We start from the raw sequence: 17,054 nt of genomic DNA on the forward strand, positions 1-17,054 counted from the left end.
CGCGACCCGCGGGCGGTTAAGGCAGGAACGCGAATTCATTGGTGTTGAACAAGACACGGCAAAGCAGCGCCAAATCATGTTGCCGGACCAGTTCGATCGATGATTGCAATTCGCTTTCATCGGCGTCCCGGCAAAACAGCAGTTGATAGCAGCGTTGGACTTGCGATTCGGTATCGTTGCCCGCTTCGCGGCGCACCCGTTCGGCCATCGCTTCGGATTGCGTGACCACGAACTGGCTGTTCATCAAATTCAACGCCTGCAGCGGTGTGGTGCTGACCGGGCGTTTGGCACGAATCTGACCACAGTCGGGAAAGTCAAATGCCGTAAAGATGCGATCGTCGACACGACGCATCCGTTCTTGATACAGCATTCGCCGCCAAGTCGGATCGCTGTAATTGTCAACGACTTCCCACTGGGCATAGCGTGCTTTGATGTTGTGAATGCGATAGCTGGGACCGCCAACGGTGTCGTTCAGGTTACCGGCGGCCAACAAGATTGAATCACGAATCACTTCCGCCTCCACGCGACGTGGCGGAAAACGCCACAGCAGTTGCGCCGACGCATCGACACGCATTCCGTCGTCGTTGGGCAAGGATGATTGACGAAAGGCATCCGACATCACGATCGAGCGGATCGTCGACTTCATCGACCAACCCGATTCGATGAACTGTTCCGCCATCCAGTCCAGCATTTCCGGATGCGTCGGCGGTGCACCGGCTTTGCCAAAATCGCTGGGCGTGGGAACGATTCCGTTGCCGTACAGATGATGCCACAAACGGTTCACCATCACTCGCGCGGTCAACGGGTTTTCTGGTCGCGTCAGCCAGCGTGCAAATGCAAGGCGGCGCTCGGGGCCCGATGCGTCCGGCGCGATGTCCAATTGACCGTTCAGCTTTTCGGGCGCGGCCGGTTCAACTTTTTCACGAGGGTTTTCCGGGCTACCACGCGAAAACACGAAGGTGTCGACCGGTTCGATCATCTTGCCCAAGAACGCCATTTGGGGCCCCTGGGTGGATAACTGTTCGATGGCCTGCTGGATGGTGTCGACCAATGCACTGCGATTGGAATCGTCTTCGGTGCGTTTGCGCATCATCGACGTCTTGGCAAACGTTTTCCAATTCCCGTTGGCGTCGCGAAACTGAATCGCAAAGTCGCCGTGCATGTTCTTGTTCTGCTTGTCCAGGTAATCCGTTTCAAAGAAGTCTTCGCGGTTGGTACTAATTCGAATCTGATCGATCGTCGTGTCTTGGGCGAAGGTGTAGTGCAGCCATGGGCGTTCCTTTTGTCCGCTGGGACTCTTCCCGCGCCAGACTTGCGTACCAAAAACGCCATCGGCCAAGGCTTCGGGATCTTTGCCTTCGATATGAGTGGCCGGATTGTCCGTCACGACGGTGCCATAGTGCGCTTTGGCGACGTTTCGTGACGAATCACCCGCTTCGAAAATTTCTAGTTCGTCGGCTTGGACCCAACCCTTTTCGAATTGGATCCGCATTTCACGAACCGTTTGTGGTGGGAAATGAATTTCTTCGAAGCCCGACCAATCTTCCACCCACGCCCAACCTTGACGCCGCATTTGTGATCGAATCGCCTCGATGTCGGCGGTCAATTCGTCGTGGCGGATGACGCGTGGGTGTTCGGGGGAAAGTTCGGGAAAGCGGCTGCCGAATTCGATGTCTTGAAAGACCGCTGACAAGCGGTAGTAGTCCTGGATCGAAATCGGATCGAACTTGTGATTGTGGCATCGGGCACATCCGACGGTCACCCCCATCACCGAAGCCCCAACGGTTTGCAGGATTTCGTCCATTCGGTCGGCTCGAGCTTGACGAATCGCCGTCGGTTCCTGGCCAACGGTTGCCGCCGGAACGTGGGGGCCGGCGACCAGATAGCCGGTCGCGTCACCGTGTCCCAATACATCACCGGCGATTTGTTCGGTGATGAATTGGTCATAGGGTTTGTCTTGGTTGAACGCGTCGACGACATAGTCGCGGTACATCCACGCGTTCTTGCGATACAGGTTGCTTTCGCTGCCGTTGGTTTCCGCCCAGCGAATCACGTCCAGCCAGTGTTGTGCCCACCGTTCGCCGAAGTGGGGCGAATCCAACAATTGTTCGACCAAGTTTTCATAGGCCGCGTCGGCATCTTTGGCGTAAGCATCGACGAAGGCTTGTGATTGCTGGGGCGTCGGCGGCAAACCCGTCAACGCGATGCTGACGCGACGGATCAATTGTCGCGGCGGAGCTTCGGCGCTGAATGCCAGTCCGGCTTCATCCAGTTTGGCCTTCAGGAATCCGTCGATCGTGTCGTGGTCGAATTCCTTTTTCAAAGGCATGAATGCCCAGTGATCGATCGTTTCATCGACCACGTCGTCCATCTGGCCGGGCCACTGCGCACCTTGTTGAATCCAACGCCGCAGCAAGTCGATCTTTTCGTCCGACAGTTTGTCATCGTCGGGCGGCATCTCCATGCCAGGTTCCGCATGCGTGACCACCGTCATCAGATAACTGCCATCCGGATCACCGGGAACGACCGCGGGTTGCCCATAGTCGCCGCCACGCAACATCATCGCCCGACGATCCAGACGCAGCCCGGATTCCTGTTCGTCTTCGCCGTGACAGTACTGGCAATGGTCTTCTAGGATCGGCAGGATGTCGCGTTCAAAGTCGACAGGGTCGTCGCTGTGGGCCAACGGACCGCCGGCCCATGCGGCAATCGCAAGACCTGCGGTGACCATCATGAGCCGCATTGTCGGGAATCGGAAAATCATTCGTCGATCGATCAGGCGTGGGGGAATTGGCAACGGGATTCAATTTTAGACGGCCGCAATGCTACAGCGCGGCTTTCCAACCGGCGTCCAGTTGCTTCAGCAACTGATTGACCAATTGGGGGTTCTGCGGCGCGATGTTGATGGTTTCGTTGGGATCGTCTTGGTGGTCATAAAGCTCGACGAAAATCGGCGCTGCTTCCGCATCCTTTCGGTCCTTCCAGGCCACCAATCGATATCGGTCGGTACGCATCGCGTATCCCATCAGGTTGTTTTCAAACAGGTCGCGATCCCAACGATCCCCCTGTTGTTCTTGAATCCGTTGTTCGACTTCTTCGATCAGCGGTCCGAAAAATGTCTCACGCATTTCCGGTGACAGCGGATTGGCGGCCCATTCGCGCAGTGCCGGATTGGGGTACTGGCTGAACGCGGCCTTTTTCCAAGGCTGGTTTGGCGAATCCATCAACGGGGCGAAACTGTGGCCCTCCAGGTGATCGGGCTTGTCCAGGCCGGCCAGATCGCACAGCGTCGGGTAGATGTCGACCAGTTCGACCAACGCATCGGTTTTCACGCCGCGTGCCTTCATCGACGGTGACCAGATCATCAACGGCACACGGGTCGCGATTTCGTAGTTGGTCGCTTTGCCCCAGACGCCCATGTCACCCAGGTGCCAGCCGTGATCGCCCCATACGACGATGACCGTGTTATCGCGAACACCAGCGTCATCCAAGGCTTGAACCATTTTTCCGAATTGGGCGTCCACGTAGCTGACACAAGCCAAATAGGCGTGCATCAGCTTTCGGGCCATGGCGTCGTCGATCGGCCCCGACTTGGGGATCCCCGTGCGGGTGCGAAGTTCGAATGATGCGTGCAGCCCCATCGCCGCACCACCCTCCGGTGCATCCGTTTGGCTTGCGAGCTGGATTTTTTCGGGATCGTACATGTCCCAGTACTTCTTGGGCGCGATCCAATTCAGGTGCGGCTTGTGAAAGCCCAGTGCCAAGAAAAACGGTTTGTCGTCCTGGACCATTTTGTCCAGCATGTCGATCGCACGCAGTGTGTTGTAACCGTCCAGGTACGCGTGGTCGGGAACATCGGCGCCTTCGTAAGTCGGGCCAGAAATCAATCCGCGTCGTGCTGCATCGCCGTACTTGGCCAACATCTCTTTGGCGGTTTCGGATTGCGATCGCCGGTTTTCGGCTAAATGGTATTTCTGTGGCTTGTCCAAACCGTCAAGCCACTGAACGGGCTTTCGATTCCAAGAAGTGTCGTCGTCGTTGTCCCCGTTGTGGAAGATCTTGCCGGCATACGCCGCGTCGTAGCCGTTGGCAATGAAGTGCTGGGATAACGTCAGGATGTTGGGCTGGAGTTCACGCAGCGAGACATAGTTGTGAAAAAGACCCGTGGTTTCCGGACGAGCACCGGTCATCAAACTGGCCCGCGAAGGACGACAAATCGCTTGCTGGCAATACGCGCGATTGAATAACAGTCCGTCGGCGGCCAAAGCGTCCATGTTCGGGGTGACAGCAATCTCCGAACCATAACAACCCAGTTCTGGACGAAGGTCATCGATCGCCACAAACAGGACGTTCGGTCGGTCCGCCGCCAAACCCGTGACGGCAAAACCAATGAAAAGACAAAAGTAACCGACAAGCGGGATGCGATTGCGAAACCGAGGGTGCGTGTTCATGGCGGGTAGGCTTTCAACGTAACAAGGGGTGGGGGGGACTGGTCACGCGGAAACGCATGCCGCGTGGCGAAGAGCGTGTCAAGGTTGGCCGGCCGGCTGGCCTGGACGTTCAAAGGCGAACGTTTCATTGTGCCGCGGCATTTCCAGCTTGGTCCATTCGGATTCGGCCTTTCGGTTGTCGAACCACAGAGGCCTGGGGTGTGTGCTGCTCCACTGTTTCGTTTGTTCAATCATCGCGGCGGCCACATCTGGATACTGTTGAATCAGATCGCGCGATTCACTGAGGTCCTGTTCCAGGTTGAACAGCTTCCAAGGGCTACGAAAGGTCCGCGTGATCTTCCAAGGGCCACGGCGTGCTCCGACGTCACTGAAACCTTGTCGGTGCCGCATGGCATAGATCATTTCATCCGGTCGTGGATTGTCGCCGTTGATCAGCGAGGCCCAAACATTTTTGCCGTCCAAGACTTTGCCGTCGGGGATCGACGCGTCGGCCAGGGCGGCAAAGGTTGGATAGAAATCCAATGCGGTGATCGGGTGTGGGTAGGTTTGGCCGGCGTTCACAACGCCGGGCCAGTGGAAGAACATCGGAACACGATAGCCGCCTTCGAACGTGCTGCCCTTGCCTTCACGCAGCGGGCCGTTGTCGGCACCGGCACTGGTTTTGCCGCCGTTGTCGCTAAGAAAGACGATCAGTGTGTCGTTCAACTGCGATGTTTCGGACAACGCATCCACAATCTGACCGACGCCGCGGTCGACGGCGAAGACCATGCCGGCGTAGGTACGTCTCTTTTCGTCGCCAATGTGTGCGAAGGGGGCCATGTCTTCCGGCTTGGCTTCCAGCGGCGTGTGCGGCGCGTTGTAAGCCAGGAACATGAAGAATGGTCGGTCGTCAGTGGCTGCATTATGGATGATTCGAACGGCTTCGCGCGACAACCCGTCGGTGACGTATTCGGTTTCCTTCACCGGTCGGCCGTTGTGTTCCAGTGGGCGAACGTATTCGTTGATGTGCTGAATGCCGCGCGCCTTCTGGCGTTCATAGACGCCCTGGAACTGTTGGGGGAAATACTTGTGTCCGCCGCCCAAGAAGCCGTAGTATTCTTCGAAACCACGGTGGTTGGGGTGAAACGACGATTGGATCCCCATGTGCCATTTGCCCACCGCGGCGGTGAAGTAGCCGCTACGCTGCATCACCGTGCTGATCAAGACTTCGTCGGGATCGATGCCGTGTTCCACATAGGCATCCGCCCCTTGGCCGCTGTTGGGCAAGTTGAACGGGGCGCCGAATTGATGCGGGTAACGTCCCGACATCATGCCCATGCGGCTGGGGCCACAAAACGGATGGGCCACATAGCCCGACGTGCACACCGTTCCCGCTTTGGCCAATGCGTCCAAGTTGGGAGTTTGGATGTCGGTCGATCCGTTGAACCCGACGTCGGCATAACCCAAGTCGTCGCACATGATGACCAGGATGTTTGGTCGTGACGTATCATCCCCGGCGATCGAATCGTTCGCGTTGATGACATCGGTGGCGAACAATGCCCCGATGCCAACGATCGCAAACGCGACGGATGAAATGAATGTTCGTGAGGGCATGTCAGTAACCAAGTGGTTTTCCCTGTTGGTAAAGCGACTGGATTGCGTTGGCATCCAAAGCCGCGTCGTAGATGGCCAATTCATCGATCTGGCCGTTCAGATTACGAACGGCAAACCATGGCGAATTGCGAAGCGGTTGCCCCCAGTTGCCGATCTCGGCGGGGCCGATCCGCAGGTCCTGGACATGAAATTTGGGCTGGATGACTTCATCGCCGACAATGTCGCCGTTGACGTACTGTGTGACGCGTCGATTCGGTGGGTCATAGACCGCGACCAAGTGGAACCATTGGTTACGGTTGCTGTCGTTCCAAAATGGACGCGTCTTGTACAGGTGGTGAAACCGGGCTTGTGGATGACCGCCCAGTCCCGTCCCCGGCGTGTCGTCGACCATCACTGAAAACAACAACCGGCCGTCTTGGTCGATTTGCCAGTGGGGTTCGCCGTTTTCATACCCGTCGGCCAAGAACAAGGCGTTGTAAACGTGATCCAGTCCGTCGATGCGCGCCCAGCATGCGAACGTGAATGCGCCGTACTGGCCGTCGGTTCGTGTGCGGACACGGGCGCCGGTCCGCGAAAAATCCAAGCCTTTCGATTCGTTGCCGAATCGACCCGACACTCGCTCGACCGGACCGACCAATACGCCGTCACGTTCATCGGGGGCGCCGACCTGATTGAACATCCGTCTCAGCGATTCGTCCGACGATTCGGCGGAGCGGTCGATGGCGTCGGCCGTGTACAGAGCAATCAACCGTTCGTCACGGCGAAGCTGGCGAATATGGTTTCGCCAATCGGCCAAGCGATCGCTCTGCGCGGTGTGGCGACGACGCTGGACATCGTCGTTGGTCACCAAGTCGTGAAAGTCGGACGCCGACGACGCGGACCCCTTCAACCAATGCCGCTGGCCTGTGCGTAACTGCCGTGCGGGCGTATCGGTGCTACGGATCTCGACTTGCCCACGAAGGACTTCGACACAGGCGGCATCGGGCGTCACTTGCAATGCAAATTCGGTCCCCTGGTCAACGATCTGTGCGTCGGCGGCTTTGACCGTGAATCCACGGGCAACCGGTGGAACATTCGCACGCAGGCGACCAAGAAACACCTCGGCCGACCAGTCGGATTCTAAGTTCAGCTTGGCTGGGCCTTCGACGATCAGCGTTGCGCCGCAGAAAAAATCGATCTCGGCGACGCCGGAATCGAATTGCAATGTTCCGTTGGTTAGCACGTCGCCTTCGTGCAAGCCACTGTTGCCTTTCGGCCAGCGGATGTCGATCGCACGACGCAGCGTTGCATGTCCCGCGATCAGCCGTTCGGTGGTCGTGTCGGAGTCGCCGGCGGCAAAGGATGATGACGCATCCGGGGCCGACGACGTGGCCATGGCATCGTCAGGCAAGACACTGCCGCGTTCGGTGCGTGATGGTGCGTCATGTGTTCGCGCGTACCAGGTGATCCCGGCCAAGGCGATGATGTTGGCGGCCACCGCGACCAGGACCCAGTGCATTACAGGCGTCGATTCGATGGTTTGGCGACCGATCGACAGTGGCGTCGACATTGCATCAGCACCCGGTGCATCGGATGGCGTCGGCTTTCCCGAGGCATCGACCGCTTGTTGATCCAAGTGTTCGCTGACGTGCACGGCGGTCAGGTAGGTTTGTCGTGCCGCGTCGTCTTGTTCCAAACGGTCTTGCAACCAGTCGAAATCGGCGCGAGAAACGGTCCGCTGCAGCGTTTGAAAGATCACGTTCTTCAAGCGATCAGCCATGCGACGACTCCGATGCCAATCGGCTTTCGACGCAACGCAGTAGCAGTTTGCGAAGCGACTGCACGACGCTGTACAACTTGCGTGCCCGCTGGCCGGTTTCGCTGGCGATTCGGGCGACCGATTCACCGGGCGAATGCACGCTTAACAACAATCGCCGCTGATCGGCGGGCAACTGATCCAGGCACCGTTCGATCGCTTCGCGTTCGTGATCGCCGCGATCCAAACGCAACTCGGCCGATGCGGCCAATTGTTCAATGACGCTTTCGCGAAACACCAGTCGGTCCCGTGCGCGGTCACGTTGCCAGCTGAGTGCCTTGTAGCGTGCGATCACACAAGCCCAGCGTGTGAATTCGCCATCGACCTCGGTCGCCGTGTCAGAAAACTGGTCGTATTTTCGCCAGCATTCCAGCGCTGTTTCCTGCATCACGTCATCCACTCCGTCACCAGTGGGCAACAACGCACGGACGAACCGACGGACCGCCTGATCATGACGCGCAAGCAAGCCGACAAAGTCGGCGTAGCGGTCATCCAGGGGATCGTCGGGTGGGACGTCATCGGGCGGGGCATCAGGGAGGGAATTCATGCGGATCGAGCCAGAAATCATCGGGCGACACAGAGAAATTCCGGGAACGCCGGAAATTACCAAGCCATTTTGATCAAAATTGACAATAAAAAAGCGACGACCCGAATGATCGAGTCGCCGCGGCGTTGTCAGCAGCTAGGGGGGGACGGCCAATTCACTTGCCCTCGGCCGCCCATTTTTTCATCAATGCGATGTTGGATTCGATGACCCGCATGTGAGCTTTGTCGCCGTCAGGCTTGCGGAACTTCCGCAAGTATTCCTCCATATCGCTGTCGTACATCGCTGCGTCTTCCATCTGACGACCCTGGTCGCCGGATTCTTCCATCCAACGATCCAGACGCGACCGCATTTCCGCCAGCTTGTCCTGATAGCCCGGGTCATCGGCCAAGTTGTTGATCTCGTGCGGGTCGGCCGCCAAGTCATACAGCTCCTCCGCCGGTCGGGTCGGGCGAAAAATCAGTTCTTGGGTCGCGTCAAGCTTTCCCGCGTCGTGCCATTGACGCAATGCAATCAGGATCGCCTTGGCGTCTTTGTAGGCACAGGGCTGAAGATGCGGCCGCTGAGGGAGGAAGTTGCGGATGTACTTGAAATCAGCGGTCCGTACCGACCGGATGTGATCGACCGTTTCGTCACAGCGATCACGCGCCGCAAAGACCGCGTCACGCGGCTGATAATCGTCGGCCAAGATGTCTTGCGCCTGCATCCAAGTCGGGACTTCGATCCCCGCGGCACCCAAGGACAACGCCGCAATGTCGATGTGTTCGACGACGTCGTCGCGCACGGTTCCCGGTTGGATACCCGGGCCGCTGATCACCAGGGGAACATGAATCCCTTCGTCGTACAGGAATTGTTTTCCACGTGCATGGCTGATGCCGTGATCGGTCATGAACAAGACCAGAGTGTTTTCGCGGATGCCCTCGTCTTCCAATCGCTGTAGCACTTCGCCCACCATGTGATCGGTCATGCGGACCGAATCCAGATAGGCGGCCCAGTCGGCGATCACGTCAGGATGTTGCGGGTAATAGGGTGGCAGTTGAACGACATCTTCGCCGGTACGGCTGCCCAGTGTCTTTTCCGCTTGCTCATGAATCCGGCTCCATCCGCTGGCGTCTTTGCCACGCATCTTTCCGCCCTTCGTCTGGATCTGGGCAAAGAAGGGTTGGCCGGGTTTTCGTTCGGACCAATCCGTGCCGTCATAGACCGATGCGTCCCACTGGAAGTTGTAGTCCGTCTTGCCCATACGTTTGCCGCGATTGGGCCAGCCGCTGATCGTCGTGTAATAGCCGGCATCCTGGAACATCTTCGGCACCATGCGGATATGGGCGGGCAATTCAATTTTGCGTTCACCGCGTCCGCTGCGATGGTGGTGGGCGCCGATGCTGGTTTGGTACATCCCCGTGATGAACGCCGATCGGCAAGTGCTGCAGACCGGTGCGGTCACAAAGGCACGATTGAACTGAACACCGCCGGCGGCCAAGGCGTCGACGTTGGGTGTCTCAATCGCCGTTTCGCCATAGCACGAAAAGTTGGCCGACATGTCATCGGGAATGATCCACACGATGTTCGGCCGAGTGGGGTTAGGCGGAGTGGAATCCGCGGCCGCATCATCGCCGATCGCCGGTCCAGCGATCCAACAGCAAGTGATCCAGCCGATCAGGGGCGGTGCAAGGTATCGGGTCATTTTCGCCAAGGTGGGTTCGTTGCGGGGGGGGGGATTGGGCGGGGAAGCAGCCAAACGGAATCATTGTGGCTTGGTCGATGATGGTTGACCGTTGCAAGGTGTTACGGTCGATCCAGGCCCGAGTTGGGGCCGACCGATACCGACGAGCAATCGTCGGATGTTTCCACGACCAGCGTACGGTCAAATCCGACGGCGTCGTTGTCTCGGATCGTGACATTGTCGCAGTATTCGAGATCGACCGCCGGGAAATCGGTGACGGCCGGATAGTCTTTGCTGAATTCCAATCGGTTGCCCGAGATGGTCAGCCCGGTGACCGATCGGGCTTGGACCAGGTGCCCGCTGAAGGACCGGATCGTGTTGTCAGTGAAACGAATGTTTCGGTGGAAGTGGCCTTCGCCCATATGCTGGGTTTCATTCAACAGCGGCGAAGCCAGCAACGGATAAACCGGTCCGCCTTCGAAGCCGACATTGTCAAAGGTGTTTCCGGTGATCGTGATGTCTTGCACGCCGCCGGATTCATACCATTTGTTGTTATCACCTTCGATCAAGATGCCGTGCATCTGGCTGGCGATGACGTTGTCTTGCAACAACACTTTGCCTTTGGTGGTGATCAAAGCACCGCGCGCGCGGTTTTCGCGGATCGTGTTGTTCTTCATCACCAGATCGGGATACCAAGTCAGGTTTTCCATCGACAACGGTCCTTCGGGCATCTGGTCGGGAACCTCGGCAAGGGTGACCAACAAACGACGCTCGTTCAAAATCCGCGTCTCGGTGACCTCGGTTTCAAAGAACGGCAGAACGGTGGTACGCGACAACAACGCGATTCGATCTCCCGGCTTCGAAAAGACCAGTCCCCATTGTTGGAAGTGGCTGATTTCACACAGAAATTGGCGATCACCCAAGTATTCGACCACTTTGACATAGGCACCGTGGACGTTGATTCCGTCGTCCAGCATGTGTTCGAACAAACAGTTTTGTAAGTGGATCGTTCCGCGACATCCGATGAAGTGTGTTGCGTCGGCGCGGGTGGACACGATCCGGTCTTGATTCGATGTCACGACCAATCCGTCCAGGTCTACGTCGTCACATCGTTCGGCGATGACGCCCATGCCACCGGCCGCATGAATGGTCACGTTTTGGATTCGCGTCTGATTGGCTTGATCCAAATGGATGGCCGGGCAAAGACGACTGGTCGGATGTGTGCCGTAGCTGATCAGAACGCTGCCGGCCGGCGGAGGCGATTTGCGAACGCGACTGGAAATCTTGACCGCATTCTCACCGGCGTGTGATGCCGTGTAAGGCGCGGAGAAGTTGATCGAATAGTCACGTGTGTTGAAAATCGGCGCGTTGGTTTTGGGATCAAAGACGATGTTGGATCCCATCCGGTCTTGCCAATCGTACTTGTCCGACAGCAGATTGCCGTTTTTGATGGTGTGCGGATAACGTTTCGGATCGATTTCGACGACGAAGCTGCCGTCGTCCGGGTTGCTGGCAATGACGGGCAATTCGTCATGAAACGATCGCTGCCAATCGATCGTGAAATTCTTCAGAGTGATATTGGTGCACTGGGCCAACACCAACGGGCTGATTCGACCGTGGAACATGAACACGGCACCGCCACCATCGATGGTCACGTTTTGGTGACCGAACAACGGAAACGCGATGCGTTTCAAACTGTTGTCATGATTGGACACCGCGCGATGTCGTTCGACCGCGTTTTCTGGATAGAAGTCATACTGTCCCGCCGCGAAACGCAGCGTTACGGCATCCTGATCCGCCACACTTTCGATCAACCGGTTGACGGCAAAGGTGCAATCAGTGCCCGGTACGATTCCGTGGTCGGCGACATCGATCGTCTGATTGGCAAAGGCTGTACCGACGCTCAATGCCAGGATGGTGGTCACGATGCAACGCATGAAAGGATCTGTGGGGAAGTGGCGGGGATCAGTCTGGTCCGGCTGCACCGTGTGCCATCCGACGACCAATGCCTTCGGGAATCGTGTGCTAGCCCGGCACCATTCTAGCCCGCATGGCCGGAGGCATCATCGGCGACAGCACCCCGATAGACGCACTGTGTCAATGGAGACAGATCCTGGGGTGGCGTCATGACGCAGCCAGCTGCCGGTGATATGCGTTTTCCCGAGCGATGTGATTGCTAGGAATCGTAACGGACCAGATACCATCCACGAGTCATCGGCAAGAAGCGTTGCAGCGAATGCGAATCGCCCAGGCCACCGGTGAAGCTGGTCGGATGGCGTTTGTGCGGATGCCATTCGATCCAGTCGCCTTCGTCCGCCCCGGCAAGCCGCAAACGCAGGCTGCCGTGACGGCCCCGTTCGATCGTGTTGATCGTCACGGAGGGGGAATCAAACTTGACGGGCGTCAACAAAACCAAAGTGCGGGGGTGCCGGACGGGGTAGGCCATGAACAGACCCGTCTGGTGCATTTCGCCGCTGGTCGTGGGCCAGGCTTGCCGCAGCGGCTGTGCGAGGGTTTCCAGGCGATCAAGAAGACTGATCATCCGAAACCGCTTGCTTTGCCAAGCGATCGGATCGTGGCCGGTTGCCAGCGAACAGAGACTGGCCGCCAACAGTGTCGTCAACATCAAGCGGCCGATGCCGAAACGGTATCGCCGTTTAAGTCCGAACACCCGCCCCGACATCACTCTTCGCCCGGAACATCGCAGTAGGACAAGGCCATCAGTGCAAAAGATGTCGCCAGGTTCTTGTCGTTCTCGAACCACTGGCCGTTCTCGTTGCTCCACGATCCGTCGTCGTTTTGGCGTTCGGCCAACTCGGCAATCAGATCAGCCTTCCAGTGATGCGTTTGGCCATCGGCATCGGTGACGACTTGCAGGCCCGCTGCGTTCAATCCGGCAGCGAACGTGTGGTAGTAATAAAACAGGCCGGCCGATCCCATGCCGGGATTCCGATCGACGCCATAATTCATTTCGATCCAACGCACGGCGGCTTTGACACGCGGGTCTTCTTTCTGCAAGCCCGCATAGATCATGCTTTTCAAACCCGTGTAGGTCATCGATCCATAGCTTCGCAAACCACCATTGGCCGTGGTGCGTTCGTCGGGACCAGATTGCCCGCCGCGACGTTGGGGCGTGCCTGATTCGGGACTGGTCGACGGAATGACATAGTAGAAACCACCGTCGTCCACCTTGTCCGCGTACGTGGTGTCGTTGTGCGGTGAATCCAAGTTTTGACAACGGGAGATGAATTTCAATGCGGCCTGGATGGACGGGTCGCCGGTGGGCATTTCTACGCTGCGAAGTGCCTCGATTAGGTAGCCCGTGTTGGACAGATCGGGCCGCTCATCACCGCTGTAGCTGGCGCCGCCAAAGGAAGGGTCGGACGAATCCTTGCGATCATTGCCGTACTGCAAATCGGTGACAAATCGTTTGGCGTCCTGCAGGATTTGGTCATAGCGCCCGTCGGTGTTGGCTTGGGCAAAGCAAACCATGGCGACACAGGTTTCATAGTTCTTCAGCCGACCGCTGCCGTAGATCCCGCCATCCTTTTGAACGAATGATTCCAAGGCCTTCAGGCCCGACGCGACCATCGGGTCATCGACCGGACGTCCGTTTCGCAGCGCCGACGTGATCGCCAACGCGGTGATTCCAGGACCGACGCGATCGGAAAAGCTGCCTTTATCGGATTGTCCTTGTTCCTTCAGGAATTTAAGCCCCGCTTGGGCGATCTTGTCTCGCTGCGCAGAAACAGATGGCCAGTCGACCGAACCGTTGCCTTCGTTCGAGGGCGAATCGGCAGAAGCCGGGACCGCGGTGAGTGCGACCAGTCCCAAGGTGACAAAGAACCGCCGGTGGTGGCGGAAATTTCGCCGACCCAGAAAGAAGAATGACGACGTGGCGGTGGACGCTGAATTCATGGCTGGGATGCTTTCCTGCGATGCGGTAACGGTGTGCCGCACAGAAACACGGAAAGCGAAGGTTCGCACGCGATGCCGACCAGGCTTGCGTGATCATCCCGCGAATTTCCGGGCCGTTGTGGGCGGCTGTACACCGGATCTGCAATGCAAGCAGCGTGCCGGGAAGATGTCTTGGTCAGCGTTGTCGCGGTTGGGCGATCAAGTCCGCCGATCCGCTGGCCCAATCGTCGCTACCGTCGACGCGGACGCGGCAAATCAACATCCCATCGATGGATTCGGGCAATTCGAACGTGTGCCGATTCACGGCGCCGGCATCGGCATCCGCATCGGCCGATGCGATCGACCAGTGCCCCGGTTCGACTTCGCGGACCCAGCCGGCATCGATCCACTGATCGTCGGGTTGATAGCCTACGGGAAAACCGACGTCGATTTGTGATTGTCCGTCGATGGGGCTGGACCATTCGATCTGCAACGGTTGGCCGTCCAAGTGCCCGCTGACGACACGAATCGGCACCGTCTTGGGCGGATTCAATTTCAGGGTCGGGTCGCCCAGTAAGTTGTACAGACGCATGTGCTCGTGCCGTTCGTCGATCAACTTCGTCCCGCTGGGGCTGACGACCGCGGCCAAGGTATCGATCAGTTTTCGCGTGGTCGTGCGATCGTCCTGTTCATCGTCAGCATGCATCGCGCTTAACGTACCCAACCAGGCGTCGCCCAGACGTGGCATCCGGCGATCATAGATCCCATCGATCAGCCCGACTGCGGCGGTGCAGTTGCCATACGGCATGGTGACTCGGCTGCCGGCGATCATGGCGATCGGTCCGAACGGCTGCATCATCATCGACTCAGCCAAACACGGCTGGGATGCATCAAAGGCGCCGGTGTAACACGCCAGCATCAGGCCGATGCTGCTGCGTTCTTGGGAACCGGCCAGCCGCGACACCGAAACGTTGTCCAGCACCGCGATGCCGTCCTCGGTGGCCGGAACGCGGTCCAGTTGGTCGATCCAACCGTGACCGGCATAGACCCAAAACCGAGACCCGCGTCGGTACCGCCGGATCACCGCGTCGCGAAAGCTGGGGCCTGGCGGATAAAAGCGATGACCGGGGCTGCCATAGGCGATCGACGTCCGTGTGTCCCCCGGCAGCACGCCGGTAACGATCGCTCGCGTGACTTGTTCGATCGCGGCGTCGGCGATCATCCCAAATCCGCCAACGCCGGCGGTCAATTCGATGCGTTGTCGCCAAGGCCCGAAATCGCGGCTGCGCTCATAGGCTTTTAGGCGGTTGACAAACGATTGCACTTGAGCCGGGCTGGTGACGGGGATACGCCCCACCGCCCGCCTTGGGATTTTGTCCGGTCCGGCCAATCCATAGGGCAAGTCCGTTGCAATGGTCGGTGTCGATCCCCAGTTCCGGGTCACCGTGGTTTCGCGGTAATGCGTGGGGATCTGTCGTGCCGGGTCACAAGGGGTACCGATCACCGGTGCGTCGCCCAGCAACACAACGTATCGCGTGTTGGCGTCGCTGGCTTGGTTGATTGTCTGGGACAACGATTCGGCCGTCCGTTGTGACGGAATCACCGTGATCTGCAGCGATTCGGCCCTGCGGTGTTCGACCCATGTGCGTGCGGCGGTTTGAAAGGCGTCGGGACACACCAAAACGACGTCGACGGCCGACGCGGGGGCAGCGATTGACAGCAGCAAAAAACACAGCCATGACGTGTGCCATCGCCATGGTGATTTCACGTTCGCAGGGGGGCCAGATCGCGGTGAAGATCCTGGCCGCGCCGTGGCCCGCCCACGCCAGTCGGTGGTGGATTTGGTCGTTTCGGCTGATTCCGTCATCGGGGCCTCATGCACTAGGCTTTGGATAGCGTGACGTTGCTGGGTGGCGGACAGGCTGCTTGGCTAACTGACGTTTTACGAAAAGGCGGCCAAACCCGTTCGCGTGGTACGGGGCCATGGCCGGCGACTCGGGCCCCGTTTTTTCGTTCGGCCAGGTTTCAAAATACTGCGTTTTGACAGGGCTTCGTTTCCAAAAGGCTTCCATGAGTACCGCCAGTCCCGCATCCACAAAGCGAATCCCACGTTTGGCGGTGACCGTCGGTGACGTCGCGGGTGTCGGTCCCGAACTGGCGCTTCGCTGTACGATGCTGAGCGAAATCACGGATCGGTGTCAACCGATTCTTGTCGGCCCGGCCGACGTGGTTCGGCGGATCGGTGATCTATTGGAATTACCTGTCCCCGAAGTCGCACGTGATTGGGCGGACGTCGAAGTGTCCGATCGTCCGATGATTTGGCCCGTCGGTGATCTGGACGCCGGTGCCGTTGCGGCTGGACGCCCCGACGCAGCGACGGGCGCGGCATCGTTGTCATCGGTTCAGTGGGCGATTGATGCCGCGATCGATGACAGGGTGGCCGGTATCGTGACCGGCCCCATTCAAAAGGAAGCTTGGCATCAAGCAGGTTGTCCGTTCCCCGGTCACACCGAACTGCTGGCCGATCGGACCGGTGTAACCGACTTTCGAATGATGTTGACCAGCCCCCAGATTTCTTGCGTGCTGGTGACGATTCATGAAGCCATTGCGGACGTGCCGAAGCTGATCCGCACATCGTCGATCGTTGAAGCGGCGCGGTTGGGGCATGCCGCGGTGTCACGCCGTCTGGGACGTCCCGCTCGCGTGACCGTGTTGGGATTGAATCCGCACGCGGGCGAAGGCGGCTTGTTCAGCCACGGTGAAGAGGAACGTTTGATTCAGCCCGCGGTTGACCAGCTTTCACGCGAAGGCATTCCTGTGACCGGCCCCTTGCCGCCGGATACCGCGTTCACACCGCGACAGCGTGACGTGACCGACGTGTATGTTTGCATGTACCACGATCAGGGTTTGATTCCCTTGAAGGCGCTCGCGTTTGACGAAGCAGTCAACGTCACACTGGGATTGCCGATCGTAAGGACCAGTGTGGATCACGGCACGGCGTTGGATTTGGCTTGGACCGGCCGAGCCAGCCATCACAGCATGCAGGCCGCGATCGAAATGGCGATCGACTTGGCGGCTAATTAGTTCCGCCAGTCGACTGGACCTTCGGCA

Annotated in this window: 11 protein-coding genes; 1 reads left to right on the forward strand and 10 read right to left on the reverse strand. The window is 58.5% G+C overall.

Annotated elements, in window-relative coordinates:
* Positions 1–16: 16 nt before the first annotated feature.
* The 10 genes from Mal65_RS04965 to Mal65_RS05010 all read right to left on the reverse strand — a co-directional run bounded on the left by Mal65_RS04965 (position 17) and on the right by Mal65_RS05010 (position 15,711).
* Positions 17–2,734: a PSD1 and planctomycete cytochrome C domain-containing protein gene (locus tag Mal65_RS04965; RefSeq protein ID WP_196784583.1), complete on the reverse strand. Its 2,718-nt coding sequence runs from the start codon at positions 2,732–2,734 to the stop codon at positions 17–19.
* A 91-nt stretch (positions 2,735–2,825) separates the two neighbouring features.
* Positions 2,826–4,451, reverse strand: coding sequence for a sulfatase (locus tag Mal65_RS04970; protein ID WP_145294308.1), 1,626 nt, complete (start codon positions 4,449–4,451; stop codon positions 2,826–2,828).
* Between the two features lie 78 nt (positions 4,452–4,529).
* Positions 4,530–6,044, reverse strand: coding sequence for a sulfatase family protein (locus Mal65_RS04975; RefSeq protein ID WP_165701074.1), 1,515 nt, complete (start codon positions 6,042–6,044; stop codon positions 4,530–4,532).
* Between the two features lies 1 nt (position 6,045).
* Positions 6,046–7,803 (reverse strand): LamG-like jellyroll fold domain-containing protein, encoded by a 1,758-nt coding sequence (locus Mal65_RS04980; protein WP_145294312.1) that lies wholly within the window; start codon positions 7,801–7,803, stop codon positions 6,046–6,048.
* A complete protein-coding gene (locus tag Mal65_RS04985; RefSeq protein ID WP_145294314.1) occupies positions 7,796–8,386 on the reverse strand; it encodes a sigma-70 family RNA polymerase sigma factor in 591 nt (196 codons plus the stop codon). The genes Mal65_RS04980 and Mal65_RS04985 overlap by 8 nt, the downstream gene beginning before the upstream one ends.
* 154 nt (positions 8,387–8,540) lie before the next feature.
* The gene (locus Mal65_RS04990) at positions 8,541–10,067 is read right to left on the reverse strand and encodes a sulfatase family protein (RefSeq protein WP_145304688.1); all 1,527 of its coding nucleotides are present in this window, start codon (positions 10,065–10,067) and stop codon (positions 8,541–8,543) included.
* A gap of 101 nt (positions 10,068–10,168) precedes the next feature.
* Complete coding sequence (locus tag Mal65_RS04995; protein ID WP_145294317.1) at positions 10,169–11,983, reverse strand: right-handed parallel beta-helix repeat-containing protein; 1,815 nt, start codon at positions 11,981–11,983, stop codon at positions 10,169–10,171.
* Positions 11,984–12,222: 239 nt separating this feature from the next.
* The gene (locus Mal65_RS05000) at positions 12,223–12,672 is read right to left on the reverse strand and encodes a hypothetical protein (protein WP_145294319.1); all 450 of its coding nucleotides are present in this window, start codon (positions 12,670–12,672) and stop codon (positions 12,223–12,225) included.
* Positions 12,673–12,728: 56 nt separating this feature from the next.
* The gene (locus Mal65_RS05005; protein ID WP_145294322.1) at positions 12,729–13,964 is read right to left on the reverse strand and encodes a prenyltransferase/squalene oxidase repeat-containing protein; all 1,236 of its coding nucleotides are present in this window, start codon (positions 13,962–13,964) and stop codon (positions 12,729–12,731) included.
* A 175-nt stretch (positions 13,965–14,139) separates the two neighbouring features.
* Complete coding sequence (locus Mal65_RS05010) at positions 14,140–15,711, reverse strand: C25 family cysteine peptidase (RefSeq protein WP_165701075.1); 1,572 nt, start codon at positions 15,709–15,711, stop codon at positions 14,140–14,142.
* A gap of 302 nt (positions 15,712–16,013) precedes the next feature.
* Here Mal65_RS05010 and pdxA point away from each other — a divergent pair, with 302 nt between their 5' ends.
* Positions 16,014–17,027: a 4-hydroxythreonine-4-phosphate dehydrogenase PdxA gene (gene pdxA, locus Mal65_RS05015; protein ID WP_145294328.1), complete on the forward strand. Its 1,014-nt coding sequence runs from the start codon at positions 16,014–16,016 to the stop codon at positions 17,025–17,027.
* Positions 17,028–17,054 lie beyond the last annotated feature (27 nt).

It is taken from the genome of Crateriforma conspicua, from assembly GCF_007752935.1.
GTDB lineage: Bacteria > Planctomycetota > Planctomycetia > Pirellulales > Pirellulaceae > Crateriforma > Crateriforma conspicua.

Excerpts from the sequence above, each read along its gene's own strand:
- Mal65_RS04970 (WP_145294308.1), bottom strand. The coding sequence starts at position 4,451 with ATGAACACGCACCCTCGGTTTCGCAATCGCATCCCGCTTGTCGGTTAC.
- Mal65_RS04965 (WP_196784583.1), bottom strand. The coding sequence starts at position 2,734 with ATGATGGTCACCGCAGGTCTTGCGATTGCCGCATGGGCCGGCGGTCCG.
- Mal65_RS04980 (WP_145294312.1), bottom strand. The coding sequence starts at position 7,803 with ATGGCTGATCGCTTGAAGAACGTGATCTTTCAAACGCTGCAGCGGACC.
- Mal65_RS04995 (WP_145294317.1), bottom strand. The coding sequence starts at position 11,983 with ATGCGTTGCATCGTGACCACCATCCTGGCATTGAGCGTCGGTACAGCC.
- Mal65_RS04985 (WP_145294314.1), bottom strand. The coding sequence starts at position 8,386 with ATGAATTCCCTCCCTGATGCCCCGCCCGATGACGTCCCACCCGACGAT.
- pdxA (WP_145294328.1), top strand. The coding sequence starts at position 16,014 with ATGAGTACCGCCAGTCCCGCATCCACAAAGCGAATCCCACGTTTGGCG.
- Mal65_RS04975 (WP_165701074.1), bottom strand. The coding sequence starts at position 6,044 with ATGCCCTCACGAACATTCATTTCATCCGTCGCGTTTGCGATCGTTGGC.
- Mal65_RS04990 (WP_145304688.1), bottom strand. The coding sequence starts at position 10,067 with ATGACCCGATACCTTGCACCGCCCCTGATCGGCTGGATCACTTGCTGT.
- Mal65_RS05000 (WP_145294319.1), bottom strand. The coding sequence starts at position 12,672 with ATGTTGACGACACTGTTGGCGGCCAGTCTCTGTTCGCTGGCAACCGGC.
- Mal65_RS05005 (WP_145294322.1), bottom strand. The coding sequence starts at position 13,964 with ATGAATTCAGCGTCCACCGCCACGTCGTCATTCTTCTTTCTGGGTCGG.